Origin of the sequence: Solibacillus ferritrahens (genome assembly GCF_037027585.1) — a bacterium.
GTDB lineage: Bacteria > Bacillota > Bacilli > Bacillales_A > Planococcaceae > Solibacillus > Solibacillus ferritrahens.
Window position 1 is genome coordinate 46,108 of the sequence record NZ_JAXCLE010000001.1, and the last position, 16,285, is coordinate 62,392.

Below are 16,285 nucleotides of genomic sequence, written 5' to 3' on the forward strand. Positions count from 1 at the left end.
ATTTTAAAGTTTTCGAAATAATATAAACAATATATAGTTTGGATATAAACAATCTATTTTTTAGATGAATGGGGTGGGATTAGTGGAACTAAGACAATTACGTTACTTTGTCGAGGTAGCAGAACGAGAACATATTTCAGAGGCAGCTGAGCATCTACACGTTGCCCAGTCTGCAATCAGCAGACAAATCGCCAATTTAGAAGAAGAGCTTGGAGCCGCACTTTTCGAGCGTATTGGACGTAACGTCAAACTGACACCGATTGGTAAAACTTTTTTGGAACATAGCATTACCGCACTGAAGGCAATTGATTTTGCCGCTAAACAAGTGGAAGAATACCTAGACCCGGCAAAAGGGGTTATTAAAGTTGGGTTTCCAACAAGTCTAGCAAGCTATGTATTACCATCAGTCATTTCCGCATTCAAAAAGGAATATCCGGACATCGCTTTCCATTTGCGCCAAGGTTCTTATAAATATTTAATCGAAGCCGTTAAAAATCGGGAACTTAATTTAGCGTTATTAGGCCCTTTACCCCCTAAAGATGAATCAATTAATACAACAGTTTTATTTAGCGAAAGTATTCATGCATTACTGCCCGCAACACATCCATTGGCAAAAAGGGATACGATTAATTTAGTCGATTTACGAACTGATCAATTTGTCCTTTTTCCAGAAGGTTATATATTAAATAAAGTAGCTGTAGACGCTTGCCGCTCTGTAGGTTTTATGCCAACCATTACTTCAGAAGGAGAAGATATGGACGCTTTGAAAGGGCTTGTAGCAGCTGGAATTGGGGTCACACTTTTACCAGAAAGCTCTTTATACGATTCCACGCCTCGTATGACAGTAAAAGTACCCATTGCAACTCCATCCATAAGACGGACAGTCGGCATTATTGCACCATCGACCCGCGACCTCGCCCCATCTGAACAAGTATTTGTAGATTTTGTGTCTAAATTTTACTCACGTTTAACAAGATTCCAATGAAAAAAAGAGATTAGTTGAGAATCTTCTCAGCTAATCTCTTTGCAGTAAGTGCCTAAATAAAGCAACTCCATATATTTTATTCGCCTGAAACTGGTACTACAGAGCCGCCCCATTCTTCAAGGATAAAATCTTGAATTTCTTTTGAACGTAATGCATCTACTAATGCTTTAATTTCTTTAGAATCCTCTTCACCAGACTTTACAGCAATAATATTTACATACGGTGATTCACTTGATTCGATTGCGATTGAATCTTCCAGTGGGTTAATGCCATTATCAATTGCAAAGTTCGAGTTGATTAATACAGCATCACCTTCTTCATTTTCATACATTTGCACTAATAGTTCAGCTGCAGTGTTTGCATCAAATACGAAGTTTTTCGGATTATCTACGATGTCTTTTGTTTCTGCTTTTGTTTTATCAATACCATCTGCTAATGTAATTAGACCTTGTGCTTCAAGTAATGAAAGCATACGTCCATGATCTGCTACTGAGTTTGACAGTAAAATCGTTGCCCCTTCAGGAAGTTCATCCAATGAATTGTACTTTTTAGAATATACGCCGATTGGCTCGATATGAATACCACCAGCATTTGCAAAATCATAATCGAAATCTGCTTTTTGTGCTTCGAAGTAGGGAATGTGCTGGAAGTAGTTTGCGTCTATATCACCATTTTCTAGATCTTGGTTCGGAAGGACATAATCTGTATATGTAGCAATCTCCAGCTCAATGCCTTGTTCCTCTAAAATTGGTTTTACTTTTTCTAAGATTACCGCGTGCGGTGTATTTGAAGCACCGACTTTTAGTGTATCGTCATCTCCTCCACATGCTGCTAATGCTAAGACTGAAGCTCCTAAAATAATGCTTGATAATAATTTTTTCATCTGTTTTTACCCCTATCTCTATTTGTTATTTTTAGCCATTATTAACCGAACAATTTTTATATTCAGTAAATTGAATGTATAAACGCGCACTCTTGTAAGTTTGCGTTTATTATTGTTCAAAAAACTTTGGCTTATATAATTATGACCTGTAAGTCACGAACTATCGTTTATCCACTTTTACCGTAATAAAGTCACCAATATATTGAATAATGAATACTACAACTAATATTAAGACTGTCGCCATAAGCGTGACATCTGTACGGTTACGCTGGAATCCATCAAGGAACGCCAAATTCCCTAGTCCACCTGCTCCAATAATGCCAGCCATTGCTGTATAGCCGACTAAAGCAACTGCTGTTACTGTTATACCGGAAATTAGTGCTGGTAAGCTTTCCGGAATTAGTACTTTCCAAATAATAGTCGATGTTTTGGCTCCCATCGAGCGCGCTGCTTCGATAACACCTTTATCAATTTCTCTTAGTGCGATTAATACCATGCGGGCATAAAATGGTGCCGCTCCGATAATAAGCGCTGGTAATGCTGCATTGGCACCCCGAATTGTTCCCAGTAAAAACTTTGTAAATGGAATTAACAAAATAATTAATACGATAAAAGGAATCGAACGGAAAATATTTACGAGTGATCCTGTTAAAAAGTGAACGATTTTATTTGCCCATAACTGGTTGTCGCTTGTTAAAAACAATACAATTCCTATTAGAATTCCGAGGATAAATGTAATGACTGTCGCTACAGCTGTCATATAAACAGTTTCGTATGTTGCATCAAGCATTTTACCCCAGTCAACGTTCGGAAATAATTGATTAAGCATGCTCAATCACCTCCGTTTGAATTTCCTGCTTAGTTAAGAAGTTTAATGCCTTCTCTACTTCATGTTGCTCACCATCGATATGAATAAATAACGTACCGAATGAACCACCAGTTGTATTGGAGATTTTCCCGTGAACGATATTAACAACTATGTCAAATTGCTTGATCATCTGAGAGATAACCGGCTGTTCTGTCGTTGCCTCTGCAAATGTTAATTTGGCAATTTTCCCTGCTGGATAGTTCGCTAAGATTTGCTCTAGTGAGGCTTGCATTTCCTGTGTTTCCCCAGAAGCCTGTGAAACGAAATTTTTTGTGATCGGCGCTTGTGGATTTTGGAAAACCTGTAGCACATCTCCCTGTTCCACTACTTTCCCTGCCTCCATAACAGCCACACGGTTACAGATTTTGCGAATAACATGCATTTCATGGGTAATCAATACAATTGTTAAACCGATCTTTTTATTAATATCTAGTAATAGCTCTAAAATCGAATCCGTCGTCTCAGGATCAAGTGCTGAAGTGGCTTCATCACATAGTAGAACTTCCGGGTTGTTCGCTAATGCGCGGGCTATACCGACACGTTGTTTTTGACCACCTGAAAGTTGAGATGGATAGGCTCTTCCTCTTCCTTTTAAACCTACAAGTTCAATAAGCTCTTCTACTCGCTTTTCACGCTGAGTTTTTGAAACACCTGCGATTTCAAGAGGAAATGCGATATTTTCTTCGACTGTACGTGACCAAAGCAAATTAAAGTGCTGAAATATCATACTAATTTTTTGGCGTGCTTCTCTTAACTTTGCCCCTGAAGCTTTAGAAATATCCTGTCCACCTACAATAACTGAACCTGTTGAAGGTTTTTCCAGACCATTTAATAGGCGGATCATTGTACTTTTACCAGCACCACTGTAGCCGATAATACCGTATATTTCTCCTTTTTTTATGGATAAGCTAACATTGTCTACCGCTGTAAGCTCACCGTTTTTTGTGTTATATACTTTCGTGATATTTTGTATATCAATCATGCGTTGTACCCCTTCTCTTGAAATAACCTACCTGTAATTTCAATATAATGTTTTTGGTGTTTTTTTCGCATCTTCGAAAATAAAATTACACCAAAAAAACCTTCCTACTCACGACAAGTAGAAAGGTTTCACATAAAAATTTATACGGTAAACCGTTCTCTCATCTTTCAAAGTTTAAACTTTGTGTGAATTGGCACCTTTGCATAAAATGCTGGTTGCCGGGCTTCATAGGGCACTTCCCTCCACCTCTCTTTATAAGAGTAACGTTATTAAGTTTTATTATTATGTCTGTTACTTTATCATGCTAAAGAGAAGACGTCAATTACTTTTTTAATATTTCATACAAAAATGGTACGGATTTAAATGCATATAACTTTTTTATCACTTTTCCATTCTCAGAAACAATTAAACAAGGTACGCTTTCAATTTTCAAATCGTTGGCCAAACCTTCTATATAATTGATATTTGCCATACCTAATGGTAAATCTGGTAGTAATTTCTCGATTACTTTTAGCATTTTTTCAGATATCTCACAAGTACCACACATTGGAGTGTATAGAAAAAATGCTGTTTGATCATATTGTTGTATATTTTGTTCCCACTGCTCTCTTGACCATTGTTCCATATATAAGTCATCCTTCTTTTATTGAAAATTTTGCTTGTATTAATAAGTTCCGTAAAATTATAGTAGGCGTTTTTTCAACCTCTACATATTCTTGAGGTATGATAAGCTGTTTTACTTCAGGATATGCTCGGTTCATTAGTTTTCTTAACTTTTCACCATTCTTGTCTGCATCAAACATTGTTACAATTTCATAATGCTCATAGTCTTCTAGTAATTCGATTAAATTGACTTCGCTTATTGTTCCGTTTGTACAAAGAATAGTAACTTCTTCAGCCAATAGGGGTATTAACCTCATTTTATCAGCTCGTCCTTCAACTACAATGCATTTTCCCATAAAGATACGCTTCCTTTCATCAATTACGGCTATCTATACAATATCAAAAAAACACCAAAACCTTTAACTTTTAGGCTTTGGTGTTTAAATATTTATTGTTCAATTAATGCAGAATAAGCATCTGCATCCATTAATTCTTCAACTTCTGCATCGTTTGTTACTTCAATCGTAACCATCCAAGCAGTTCCGTATGGAGATTCATTTACGTATTCTGGGTTGTCTAAAAGTTCTTCGTTAATAGCAACAACTTTACCTGAGATTGGCGCATAAAGTTCCGAAACAGTTTTAACAGATTCTACACTGCCGAATGGCTGATCCTTTGAAATTTCGTCGCCTACTTCCGGTAACTCGACAAACACGATGTCCCCTAATTCAGATTGCGCAAAATCCGTAATCCCGATTGTTGCTTTGCCGTCTTCCATTTTTACCCACTCATGCTCTTTTGAATAAAGTAATTCTTTAGGTGTGCTCATTAAAAAACCTCCATTATTATGTAGTACATTCAACTTCATTTTGCCATATTTCGTTCGGAAATACAACGTGAATACCGGTTTATTTCCATGTTTCCGAGAAGTCAGACTCCTTAAAACCTAATGTTAATTTTTTACCATCTGTTACAATCGGACGCTTAATTAGCATACCCTCTGAAGCTAATAACTCCAATTGCTCATCTTCAGACATTGAAGGCAATTTGTCTTTTAGTTCCAGCTCACGATATTTCATACCTGAAGTATTAAAGAATTTCTTTAAAGGTACCCCACTCGCTTCATAATACGCTTTAAGTTGTTCTTTAGTAGGCGTTTGTTCAACAATGTGAATATTTTCATATTGAACATCGTTTTCATCTAACCATTTCTGTGCTTTTTTACATGTAGTACATTTTGGATATTGGATAAATTTCACTGTCATAAATGAACTCCTCTTTACCATTGATTTTCCCTTATTGTAACGGATATAGAAAAACAAATCAAAATTGGAATTACATTGTGGGAGTTATATTGAAATTAATTAATATTAGAAGATTTTTGATGATATTAGAATATCTCGAATGCTTTTAAGAAGTAATCATTTTCTTATTCGAAACTTTTGAAAACATATTAGAAAAACAGCCACTTTTATTAGAACATGCGATTTAAATTAGCACCGTTTAAAGTATATTAGAACTTTTTTCGTTTTATTAGAAAATCTATTCCGTAGAAAAAATCGGATACAGCTTCCTGCATCCGATTATATTCTATCTATTAAACTACATATTTTTCAGCATCGATTAATTTCGCTGCTGCTTCACGCTTTTTCGGAATTAAGTTGTAAGGGTTGTTACGTGTTAATTTACGTAATGCTGATAAGATCATACGTGCATCATCGCCTTCAACTGAAGCGATTAATGTTTCTTTTGCTTCTTTTTCGATTTCTGCAAATGCTTCTTGGCAGAAGATTTGTGTATAAAGAATTTTTTGTGCCGCTTTTCCTTCACCGTCACGCTCAATTGCTTTTTGTGTACGGATCACTACAGATTCCATTGCATATAATTGGTTCGCAATGTTTGCAATGTTTACTAGAATTTCTTGCTCTGCATCTAGTTTGGCACCGTAGCGTTGTGCTGCTGCACCTGCTGCAAGTACAGCAATTTTCTTCGCATTTTTCACTAAATATTTTTCTTGCTCTAATGCTTCGTTACCGATTTCTTCCGGCATAAGCATTAATAATTCATTTTGTAATTCCTGTGCTACTTGTAATAGAGGTAATTCACCTTTTAGCGCTTTTTTCATGAAAGTGCCTGGCACGATCATACGGTTAATTTCATTTGTACCTTCGAAAATACGGTTAATACGTGAGTCACGGTAAATGCGCTCTACTTCGTATTCAGCCATAAAGCCATAACCACCATGTAATTGAACTGCTTCGTCTGCTACGTAATCCAAAGTTTCAGAACCGAATACTTTTGCGATCGAGCACTCAATTGCATACTCAGCGATCGCTCCAGCAATTGCTTTACCGTCTTTTTGTTCTTCGTCTGATAACTGATTCAAGCGATCTTCAAAGTAACCAACTGTACGATAGTTTAAAGATTCTGATGCATAAATGTGAGAAGCCATTGATGCGATCTTTTCTTTTGTTAAGTTGAAATCCGATAATTTAGTTTTGAATTGTTGACGTTGGTTTGTATAAGCTACTGCTAATTCAAATGCACGTTTAGATGCACCTACAGTACCTACCCCTAATTTATAACGTCCAATATTTAAGATGTTGAATGCGATAATATGACCGCGCCCTACTTCACCAAGTAAGTTTTCTACCGGCACTTGTGCGTCTTCTAAAATTAACGTACGAGTAGAAGAAGATTTAATCCCCATTTTCTTTTCTTCCGGACCAACTGAAACTCCAGGGTATGAACGCTCTACGATGAATGCTGTAAATTTATCGCCATCGATTTTAGCGTACACAACGAATACATCTGCAAAGCCTGCATTTGTAATCCATTGTTTTTCACCATTTAATACATAGTGTGTACCTGCTTCATTTAATTTGGCAGTTGTTTTTGCACCTAATGCGTCAGAACCTGAACCTGGTTCTGTTAATGCATATGCCGCAATTAACTCACCTGAAGCTAATTTCGGTAAATATTGAGTTTTTTGCTCATGGTTACCGAATAATACGATTGGTAATGAACCGATACCAACATGTGCACCGTGAGTAATTGAGAACCCGCCTGCTGGAGACATTTTTTCAGCGATTAATGCCGAAGAAATTTTGTCTAAGCCAAGACCTTCGTATTCTTCTGGTACGTCAGCTGCAAGTAAACCTAGTTCCCCAGCTGTTTTTAATAGACGTACTGAATGATCAAACTCATGATGCTCTAAGTTTTCAACAACTGGTAATACTTCATTCGTAACATACTCCTGAGTTGTTTGGGCAATCATTTTTTGCTCATCTGTAAAGTCTTCAGGTGTAAATACTCGGTTGATTTCCACGTCCTCGATTAAGAAGCCGCCACCTTTAATAATGCTATTTGTTGTTTGTTCCATAATAAATTCCTCCCTAGTTTCCTTTGTGAATTACAATACTTCAAATACCCCTGCTGCACCCATACCGCCGCCGATACACATCGTTACAACACCATATTTTCCACCGCGACGTTTTAGTTCGTTAATTAGTTTTACTGTTAGGATTGCACCGGTTGCTCCAAGCGGATGACCTAATGCAATGGCACCACCGTTAACATTCACTTTATCAATGTCAATACCTAATTCACGTACTACCTGAATTGATTGCGATGCGAACGCTTCGTTAATTTCCCATAAATCTACTTGATCTTGAGTTATCCCTGCAATTTCTAATGCTTTTGGTACCGCTACGATTGGTCCGATACCCATTACTTCCGGTGGAACTCCACCTACAGCGAAACCTAAAAACTTAGCAAGTGGCTTCATCCCTTGTTTTTCTGCTTCTTCACGATCCATTACTAATACTGCTGCTGCACCGTCAGAAGTTTGTGAAGCATTCCCTGCTGTTACAGAACCTTTTACATTGAAGGCTGGGCGTAATTTTGCCAGCGTTTCAACCGAAGTACCTGGACGAACCCCTTCATCTGTATCAAATATTATTGTCTTTTCTTTTAGTTGATTGTTTTCATCGACATAGTACTCCGTAACTTCTACCGGTACGATTTCGTCTTTGAATTTACCTTCTTTAATTGCTTTTTCAGCTAACTCATGTGAGCGTACAGCAAAAGCATCCTGATCTTCGCGAGTTACATTGTAGCGATTTGCCACTTCCTCTGCTGTATGCCCCATCCCGATATAATATTGTGGTGCATCTTCAGCTAACTTAGGATTTAAGCGCACAGTATTGCCTGTCATCGGAATCATACTCATCGATTCCGTACCCCCAGCAACGATTGCCTTTGAATGACCAAGCATAATACGCTCAGCTGCATACGCAATTGTTTGTAATCCTGATGAACAGAAGCGATTTACTGTTAATGCTGGTGTTGTATCTGGAAGACCTGCCAATGCTCCTACTAAGCGGGCAACGTTCATTCCTTGCTCTGCTTCAGGCATCGCACATCCCATAATTAAATCGTCAATTGGTCCTTCATAGCCCGCACGTTTTAACGTTTCTTTTACTACAACTGCACCAAAATCATCGGGTCTAGTATTTGCCAAAGTTCCTTTTTTCGCACGTCCAATCGGTGTTCGTGCTCCTGCAACGATAACGGCTTCACGCATAATGATGTTTCCCCCTTGTGATTAGCTAGCAAGTAAACTCGTAATCTGCCTGCCAGCGACATATTCTCAACATACCGTTGATTTCATTTCGGCGAACACTTCCGGGAGCGTGGTCTGAAACAGCTGTCTCATACGAACGCTTATCCAGAGGTGTCCTTGCCTATATTCCATATCAAAGTGATTTTTAATAGTTCAAATATTAGTTACGTAACGGCTTTCCTTTTACTAGCATGTGCTGCATACGCATTTGCGATTTTTGGTCTGCTACTAGTTCTAGGAACGCTTGTTTTTCCAAGTTTAATAAATACTCTTCTGATACTTCAGTTCCATATGGTACTTTGCCGCCTGCGATGACATATGCCAGCTTTTTAGCGATTTTCAAATCGTGTTCTGTAATGTAGCCCGAATCGAACATTCCTTGTGCACCTAATAGTAACGTTGCATAACCTGGCGCACCGACTACTTTTACTTTCCTTTTCACAGGAGGTGTATAGCCAGCTTCAGCTAATGCTAGTGCTGCTTGTTTCGCATCATAGATTAAATGATCTGGGTTAACAGAAATTCCATCTGCGAAGTTTAGGAAATTGTTTTCACGCGCTTCTTCCCCAGATGTCGAAACTTTTGCCATTGCAATTGTTTCAAATACTTTATTAGCAATATGCTGGTAGTCTACTTCTACACCTTGAGGTAAGCCCTTAATGAATTTTTCATAAAGTCCTAAGTTACCGCCGCCGCCTGGGATTAACCCGACGCCTACTTCTACAAGACCCATATATGTTTCTGCAGATGCTTGAATATGTGCAGCCGGTAAACATACTTCTGCACCACCGCCTAATGCCATTTGGAATGGTGCTGCAACAACCGGTTTTGTTGAATATTTAATACGGCGCATTGCCTGCTGGAATGATTTAATAACAAAATCAAGTTCAAAAATATTATCGTCCTGTGCTTCCATTAAAATCATTGCAAGGTTTGCTCCTACACAGAAGTTTTTACCTTGGTTACCGATAACAAGACCTTTAAAGTTCTTCTCAACTTCATCAACCGAAAAGTTAATCATCTGTACAATGTCCAAGCCAATTGCATTTGATTTTGAGTGGAATTCCAGTAATGCAATACCATCGCCTAAATCTATTAAACTTGCACCTGAATTTGATTTAATAACGCCATGCTTTTTCTTATAGCGTCTTAAATCAATTGCCTTTTCATTTACTGGTACTTTTACATATTCCGTACCGTTGTAGTATGCTAAATCTCCATCAATTTCTGTATAGAATGTAGAGAAGCCTTTATCGAGTAATCCGCTCACAAACTCTGGAATTTCACGACCTTCTTCTTTCATTTTTGCTACAGATTTTTCAACTCCGATTGCATCCCACATTTCAAATGGACCTTGTGCCCAGCCGAAGCCCCACTTCATCGCATTATCGATTGCTACGACATCATCTGCAATCTCGCCCATTAACTGCGCTGAGTAAAGTAATGTTGGTGCAAATGAATTCCATAATAATTCGCCTACGCGGTCCTTCGCATAAATTAATACTTTTAATTTACCGCCTGGTCCTTTCGCCTGCTTTGCCATTTCAAGAGATGGTGCAACAAGCTTTTTATTTGGCTCATATTCAAATGTAGATAAATTTAACTGTAAAATTTCTTTTCCTTCTTTTTTGAAGAAGCCTTGACCGGATTTTGCGCCTAACCAACCATTTGAAACCATTTTCTTTAAAATTGGTGACTCTTCAAACACTGCTTGCTCTGCACCTGTCGTTTGGTCGTATACATTTTTTGCAACATGTGCAAATGTATCAAGACCTACCACATCCAATGTACGGAATGTTGCAGATTTTGGACGTCCGATTATAGGACCAGTCACTGAATCTACTTCACCTACTGAATAATTGCGCGCTACCATTTCATTCATCGTAACGATTAGACCGTATGTTCCGATACGGTTGGCAATGAAGTTTGGTGTGTCTTTCGCAATTACAACGCCTTTACCTAATACATCCTCACCGAACGATTGCATGAAGTTCACAACTTCAGGCTTTGTAGTATTTGCTGGAATCACTTCTAATAATTTCAGATAACGTGGCGGGTTAAAGAAATGTGTCCCAAGGAAGTGTTCCTGGAAATCTTCTGAGCGCCCTTCTGCCATTGCGTTAATACTTACCCCTGATGTATTTGATGAAACGATCGTCCCTGGCTTACGCACAGCGTCAATCTTTTCAAATAATCCTTTTTTAATATCTAATTTTTCTACGATAACTTCGATAATCCAGTCCACATCTTTCAGTTTCTCTAGATCATCTTCAAAGTTCCCCGGTGTAATTAATGCTAGATTTTTTTTCGCTGAAAGTGGTGCTGGTTTTTGCTTTAGTAATTTTTGCATCGCTGAATTAGCAAAACGATTTTTTACAGCTTTAGAATCAAGTGTTAAACCCTTTGCTTCTTCATCCTTTGTAAGTTCACGTGGTGCGATGTCCAATAATAAAGTTGGAATCCCGATATTTGCTAAATGAGCTGCAATACCTGAACCCATTACCCCTGAACCTAAAACCGCTACTTTTTGAATATTGTAAGACACGAGCACTTCCCCCTTCTCCCTTGAATGAACAGTCATTCATTTTCAAATGAAAAAAAAACTTCAAACAGCTTTTCTGTTCTTAGTGTAGAGTATTTTGATAATTTACGCAATAATTTTCTCATAATTTTAAATAAAATTATTATTCTTATATTTTTATTGATAGTAAGAACTTGTCTTAAGTTAAATTACTTTTCGTAATCTACTTGTTTCGTGTACAATGTGCTATAAGGAGCGTGATTAATATGCAAGAAATTACAACAATTGAACAATTTACAGAACTAACAAGTAAAGAAAAACCGGTTATCATTAAATTCTTTGCCGGTTGGTGCCCGGACTGCACACGTATGGATATGTTCATCAATCCTATAATTGAAGAATATAATCAATATGATTGGTATTCAATTAACCGTGACAACTTCCCGGACTTAGCGGAGAAATATCAAGTAATGGGTATTCCATCACTATTAATCTTCCAAAATGGTGAAAAGTTAGCTCACTTGCATAGTGCCAATGCTAAATCACCGGCACAAGTTGAAGAATTTTTAAACGCACAGGCTTAATAGTTCTTTTAAGATGAATCCAAAAGTTTACATGCTTTTGGTTCATCTTATTTTTAAGTAAATAACTAGTCAGAATGTAGTTTTCCGATTACAATTGAGTACGTGAAAATTTTCTTATTCAACAGGAGTAAACACTAGTTGGGAGAAAATATGCCTCGGCGGATTTCACGGATTTTTTTATGGATTTTTTTAATTTCGCCGGGCAGAATTTAATAGTAAGAAAGGAATTTTTATGACTTCAGATCAAAGAAAAAAATTGGCGTTACTTATGCTTAACATGTTTATTGCTGTTGGGAGCTTTGGAATTATTATTCCGATTATCCCCTCTTATTTAAAAGAACTTGGGCAAGGCGGAACAGCTGCAGGATTAATTATTGCTATTTTTGCATTTGCACAATTTTTAGTATCGCCAATTGGTGGGAAATGGGCAGATAAATATGGTCGTCGCCCGCTTATTAATATCGGACTACTAACATTAGCAATTTCGATGTTTCTTTTTTACTTCGCCGATTCTATTTGGCTACTTTACTTATCACGCGCAATTGGTGGAATTGGTTGTGCATTTTTAATTCCGGCAATTTACGCATATGTTGCAGATATTACGACGATGGATCAGCGTGCAAAGGGAAATAGCTTTATTTCTGCTTCGATGTCCCTTGGTATTGTTATTGGTCCCGGTATCGGTGGATTTTTGGCGGATTTCGGTTTGAAAACACCGCTTCTAGTATCCGCAATCGTCGGTCTTTTAGCATTTGTAGTATCATACTTTACGCTTAAAGAAAGCTTGGAAGAGATTGTAGAAACTGCAACTCCTCAGCTTATCGATAACAATCAATCAATGATAAAGGATATTATTTTATCGGTTAAAAAGCCTTTCTTCATTCCATTAGTTATTACACTTATTATGAGCTTCGGCTTAATGTCATACGAAACCGTTCTTGGTCTGTATGTCGACGATAAATTTGGTGCAACCCCGCAAGAGATTGCCTTTATGATTACTTCAACAGGATTAATCGGTGTTATTATGCAACTATTCGTTGTCGATCGACTTGTAAAGTCAATTGGGGAAGTAAATGTACTGAAGTTATTTTTAATTGTTACAGCTTCTGGATTTTTCCTTTCTATTATTGCAGGAAGCTATACGATGTTCTTTGCAATTTCGTTATTGATTTTCCTGGCGACATCTATTTTGCGTCCTGTTTTAACGACATTAATTTCAAAAATGGCAGGTAATGAGCAAGGGTTTGCGATGGGTATGAATAATGCTTATATGAGTATTGGAAATATTATGGGTCCTCTTCTTGCAGGTGCATTATATGACATAGATATTTTATATCCATTCATTGCAGGATTGGTTATTTTAATTTTAACGATTATTTTTACATTTATGTGGAAAGGCGTTAAGATTCAAAGAGCAGCATTAAAAGGAGGACATTAATCATGAAAATTATAGTATTTGGTGCTACAGGTGGCGTCGGGCAGCATTTTGTTGAAATGGCTGTTGCAGCCGGACATAGCGTTACAGCTTTTGTCCGTACACCCGAAAAATTAAAAACAACTGGTGTCGACATTATCCAAGGTGATGCATTTAACGCTCAGCAAGTGGCAGATGCAATTGTTGGCCATGAAGCAGTCGTTTCATGCTTAGGCTCTAGCACAGGAATGAAAAAATCAAACGAGCTCGAAACAATGGGCAAAAACATTGCAGATGGCATGGAAAAAGCAGGCGTGAAGCGTTTAGTTTACTGTGCTTCAGCAGGTGTTGATGGTGAAATCCCTGGTATTATGGGTAAAATGATGATGAAAATGTTGGCAAATCCTTTGGCAGATCACCGCGCTGCATTAAACTATTACAAATCAAAAGGTGTTGTCTATACTATTGCACGTCCAATGGGATTAAAAGATGAACCTTTGAAAACAGATTACAAAGAAGCATTTGATACAGTTCCAAAAGGCTCAAGTACGATTCCAAGAGCAAGCGTTGCGCATTTTATGGTAAAGGCATTGGATGATACGAAATACGAAAACACTTCAGTTGGCTTATGTAGCTAGATTTAAAACATTGGAAAACTACCCCAAATTTTTGAGGTAGTTTTCTTTTTTTATTTGGCTTTGTTGATTTCTTCGATTTTCTCGGCTAATTGACGGAAATAATCTGCTAATTCTCCAGGGATTTTAAAGATGGTGTAAGTATTATTTTCAACATCATTTTTACTCACATAGCTTTCTTGGTCATCTTCCTTCAATATAAGCTCCAACCTTCCGCTTTTTCCATTTTCATATTCGATATTAATCTTAAAATTCGGCATCTCACTAATGTACTCTTCGTTCACGGTTGCTTGGTTGAATAATTTATTTACCTCACCTAAATCTTCTTCTAAAATATAGGCATATGTCCCAATACCACCAATCTTATAAATTCCCAACGATTGAATTTCATCGTCTAGTAGAACTTCACTGAGTTGAGGCTTATTCTCAAATGCATAAGGTATGATATATTCGTTACCCTTTTCATCTACTAAAATACGCGGGCCGGTACGGGTTAATGTCCAACTAAAGCCTTCATCACCTGTTATGAAATATTGATTATCTTTTGTTTTGATTTGAATATTTGTATACGTTTTCTCGATTAATTCTCCTGAATAGGGTTTTTCATCTTCTGATTTCGGCTTTTCTAAGTAGAGACGTGTATTGCTCGTATAATGAAGTGTTCCATTATCAAATACATACATGATTCTACTTTCGTTACGGTTTTGCACTAACATTTCATTCAAATGCTCAGGCTTTGCCAAATACATATCCTTCTCTTCGGGATCATCAGCTGAATGTTCATCCGACTGTGGTATTATGTAAAGTAAACCACCTATAACAAAAAGTAAGAATACTACGATAGCAGGTTGCATGAAGCATATTCTCTTTTCTCTGTGTTTTTTTCCATTCTGCACCTTTTGAACAAATGTTTCGTTCATCAGTGGCTGCTTACCGATTGCTTCATCAATTGCTCGTTTTACTTGAGAATTCGTCATCCCATTCACCACCTTCTAATTGATTTCTTAGCTTTTCACGTCCGCGCTTTAGTCTTGTTTTTACGGTATTATTTGAAATTGATAGGAGCTCTGCAATTTCATCAATCTTCAACTCTTTGTAATAAAACCAAATAATAATTTCACGGTATTTTACTGGTAAATCGAGCACTGCATCCCCTAATAGGCGATTATCGTTTTGCTCGAACACTTGTTGTTCAGTGGATTTGGTTACTTGGAATATTTCCTGGATTTTATTCGTTAAAATTGTATTTTTATAGCTCCAACTGCGTAGATAATCATAGCTACGATTAATTGTCATACGATATAGATACGTCCGATAACTCGCATCCCCCCGAAATTTGTCGTGCTGCTCATATGCTTTTAAAAGCACATCCTGTACAATATCTTCTGCCATTTCTTTATTTTTGACATATGTATAGGAAAGCCGAAGTAATTCCTCGCCATGTATTGTTATAAATTGCTCTAGCTGCATATAATCGTCCCCCCTTTTTTCATTTTGTTAACCGTTAGACGGAGCTGTAATATTTTTAGTTTCAAATTATGAAGGATTATTTTTTTAAAAAATGGGTATATGATAATTTTATAATATAATGGAGGTATTTAGTATGCGGGTATTATTAAACGTTAATGGCAGGTCACAATATAGTTCGAGTATCCGACCTGAATATCAAAACTCAGCATGCGGCCCGACGACTGCACACGTTATTTTGAATTACTTATGCAAAGATGAGACGATCCGCACAAAAGATGTAAATGAATTTTATAAATTATTAGGTGGAACAAAAATTGGACTTTTTAAATGGCGGATGATTAGAAACTTACGCCGACTACTTGGAGATGATTGGTGTGTTGAAGGATGTACTTTAACCCAGGCAATTGAACAATTACGCCTAGGCAATCCTGTTGCGATGAAGTTTGATGTGTATTTTACCGGGCAGTTCCTAAAAAATTATAACCCTCTTTATAAGTATCATTGGGTCCCTTTAATTGGCTACGAAATTAAAGATGATGAACTTTATTTAACTATTCATGATAACGGCGGACGAAATCGAGAGAGTCAAATAAGAACATTTAAATATGATGACAACCGGAAAGTATTAAGCTTTGTCAAAATTGAACCAAAAGAGCATTAGCAAATAGCTAATGCTCTTTTTTTGGCAAGAATAAAAAATACATTAATTGGTTATT

General features: G+C 37.2%; 17 protein-coding genes and 1 riboswitch. Of the genes, 5 read left to right on the forward strand and 12 right to left on the reverse strand.

Going from position 1 to position 16,285, the window contains the following annotated elements; translation table 11 throughout:
• Positions 1-82: 82 nt before the first annotated feature.
• Complete coding sequence (locus SNE38_RS00255; protein ID WP_336045609.1) at positions 83-985, forward strand: LysR family transcriptional regulator; 903 nt, start codon at positions 83-85, stop codon at positions 983-985.
• 76 nt (positions 986-1,061) lie between these two features.
• Here the strand turns inward: SNE38_RS00255 and SNE38_RS00260 are convergent, their stop codons facing one another.
• The 10 genes from SNE38_RS00260 to SNE38_RS00305 all read right to left on the reverse strand — a co-directional run bounded on the left by SNE38_RS00260 (position 1,062) and on the right by SNE38_RS00305 (position 11,490).
• Positions 1,062-1,868 carry a MetQ/NlpA family ABC transporter substrate-binding protein gene (locus tag SNE38_RS00260; RefSeq protein ID WP_336045610.1) on the reverse strand — a complete coding sequence of 269 codons (807 nt, stop codon included), beginning with the start codon at positions 1,866-1,868 and terminating at the stop codon, positions 1,062-1,064.
• Positions 1,869-2,028: 160 nt separating this feature from the next.
• Complete coding sequence (locus tag SNE38_RS00265; protein WP_191703827.1) at positions 2,029-2,697, reverse strand: methionine ABC transporter permease; 669 nt, start codon at positions 2,695-2,697, stop codon at positions 2,029-2,031.
• On the reverse strand, positions 2,690-3,718 hold the full coding sequence (locus SNE38_RS00270) for a methionine ABC transporter ATP-binding protein (protein WP_336045611.1): 1,029 nt from the start codon (positions 3,716-3,718) through the stop codon (positions 2,690-2,692). Before SNE38_RS00270 ends, SNE38_RS00265 begins: the two co-directional genes overlap by 8 nt.
• Before the next feature lie 157 nt (positions 3,719-3,875).
• A riboswitch (SAM riboswitch) is annotated at positions 3,876-3,979 on the reverse strand.
• Positions 3,980-4,040: 61 nt separating this feature from the next.
• Entirely contained in the window at positions 4,041-4,343 is a 303-nt protein-coding gene (locus SNE38_RS00275) for a thioredoxin family protein (protein WP_336045612.1), read from the reverse strand.
• A 7-nt stretch (positions 4,344-4,350) separates the two neighbouring features.
• A complete protein-coding gene (locus tag SNE38_RS00280; protein WP_191703824.1) occupies positions 4,351-4,677 on the reverse strand; it encodes a toprim domain-containing protein in 327 nt (108 codons plus the stop codon).
• Positions 4,678-4,769: 92 nt separating this feature from the next.
• Positions 4,770-5,150: a glycine cleavage system protein GcvH gene (gene gcvH / locus SNE38_RS00285; protein ID WP_191703823.1), complete on the reverse strand. Its 381-nt coding sequence runs from the start codon at positions 5,148-5,150 to the stop codon at positions 4,770-4,772.
• A gap of 79 nt (positions 5,151-5,229) precedes the next feature.
• Positions 5,230-5,586, reverse strand: coding sequence for an arsenate reductase family protein (locus SNE38_RS00290; RefSeq protein ID WP_336045613.1), 357 nt, complete (start codon positions 5,584-5,586; stop codon positions 5,230-5,232).
• Between the two features lie 332 nt (positions 5,587-5,918).
• On the reverse strand, positions 5,919-7,703 hold the full coding sequence (locus SNE38_RS00295) for an acyl-CoA dehydrogenase family protein (protein WP_336045614.1): 1,785 nt from the start codon (positions 7,701-7,703) through the stop codon (positions 5,919-5,921).
• 30 nt (positions 7,704-7,733) lie between these two features.
• A complete protein-coding gene (locus tag SNE38_RS00300) occupies positions 7,734-8,906 on the reverse strand; it encodes an acetyl-CoA C-acetyltransferase (protein ID WP_191699822.1) in 1,173 nt (390 codons plus the stop codon).
• Between the two features lie 199 nt (positions 8,907-9,105).
• Complete coding sequence (locus SNE38_RS00305; protein WP_336045615.1) at positions 9,106-11,490, reverse strand: 3-hydroxyacyl-CoA dehydrogenase/enoyl-CoA hydratase family protein; 2,385 nt, start codon at positions 11,488-11,490, stop codon at positions 9,106-9,108.
• 242 nt (positions 11,491-11,732) lie between these two features.
• Between SNE38_RS00305 and SNE38_RS00310 the strand changes: the two genes are divergently transcribed.
• The 3 genes from SNE38_RS00310 (at position 11,733) to SNE38_RS00320 (ending at position 14,102) form a co-directional block, all read left to right on the forward strand.
• Positions 11,733-12,050: a thioredoxin family protein gene (locus tag SNE38_RS00310; RefSeq protein WP_191703819.1), complete on the forward strand. Its 318-nt coding sequence runs from the start codon at positions 11,733-11,735 to the stop codon at positions 12,048-12,050.
• A gap of 232 nt (positions 12,051-12,282) precedes the next feature.
• The gene (locus tag SNE38_RS00315; RefSeq protein ID WP_191703818.1) at positions 12,283-13,488 is read left to right on the forward strand and encodes an MFS transporter; all 1,206 of its coding nucleotides are present in this window, start codon (positions 12,283-12,285) and stop codon (positions 13,486-13,488) included.
• Positions 13,489-13,490: 2 nt separating this feature from the next.
• On the forward strand, positions 13,491-14,102 hold the full coding sequence (locus tag SNE38_RS00320) for an NAD(P)-dependent oxidoreductase (protein ID WP_336045616.1): 612 nt from the start codon (positions 13,491-13,493) through the stop codon (positions 14,100-14,102).
• Between the two features lie 50 nt (positions 14,103-14,152).
• On the opposite strand, the gene SNE38_RS00325 is transcribed toward SNE38_RS00320, so the two are convergent.
• Together SNE38_RS00325 and SNE38_RS00330 are read right to left on the reverse strand one after the other, a co-directional pair.
• A complete protein-coding gene (locus SNE38_RS00325) occupies positions 14,153-15,076 on the reverse strand; it encodes a hypothetical protein (protein WP_336045617.1) in 924 nt (307 codons plus the stop codon).
• On the reverse strand, positions 15,045-15,569 hold the full coding sequence (locus SNE38_RS00330; RefSeq protein WP_191703815.1) for a sigma-70 family RNA polymerase sigma factor: 525 nt from the start codon (positions 15,567-15,569) through the stop codon (positions 15,045-15,047). Before SNE38_RS00330 ends, SNE38_RS00325 begins: the two co-directional genes overlap by 32 nt.
• Before the next feature lie 133 nt (positions 15,570-15,702).
• Here SNE38_RS00330 and SNE38_RS00335 point away from each other — a divergent pair, with 133 nt between their 5' ends.
• On the forward strand, positions 15,703-16,230 hold the full coding sequence (locus SNE38_RS00335; RefSeq protein ID WP_191703814.1) for a C39 family peptidase: 528 nt from the start codon (positions 15,703-15,705) through the stop codon (positions 16,228-16,230).
• Positions 16,231-16,285: the final 55 nt, after the last annotated feature.